The organism is Anoxybacillus sp. EFIL, from assembly GCF_013096955.1.
Classification (GTDB): domain Bacteria; phylum Bacillota; class Bacilli; order Bacillales; family Anoxybacillaceae; genus Anoxybacillus; species Anoxybacillus ayderensis.
In genome coordinates this window covers 1-371 of sequence record NZ_SDLH01000138.1, presented here as the reverse complement: position 1 = coordinate 371, position 371 = coordinate 1, and the positions used below count along the sequence as shown (strand labels likewise).

Genomic DNA, 371 nt, shown 5'->3' with positions numbered 1-371 from the left:
AAGTCGGTGAGGTAACCCTTACGGGAGCCAGCCGCCGAAGGTGGGGCAAATGATTGGGGTGAAGTCGTAACAAGGTAGCCGTATCGGAAGGTGCGGCTGGATCACCTCCTTTCTAAGGGATATCATTAATTATGATGAAAAAAACGCTTTTTCGCTTCGTTTAGTTTTGAGGGAATATCCCTCAACTCGCGCCTGCGTCTACAAGTAGCTTCGAGGAGGACAGATTCCTCGGCGCAAAGCTGCAATGAAGCAGGTTTACACGTTAGTTTTGCGCCTGCGTCTGCGAGTGATTACGAAGATGATAAATTCCTCGGCGCATGGCAGCGAAGATGTAGCTTCAAGAAGAAGCCATGTTCTTTGAAAACTAGATA

The 371-nt window shown here is 48.2% G+C and carries 1 rRNA gene; it reads left to right on the top strand.

The features are described 5' to 3' along the window. Positions 1-112: ribosomal RNA gene (locus ES017_RS15695) — 16S ribosomal RNA — on the top strand; the annotation flags it as partial. Positions 113-371: the final 259 nt, after the last annotated feature.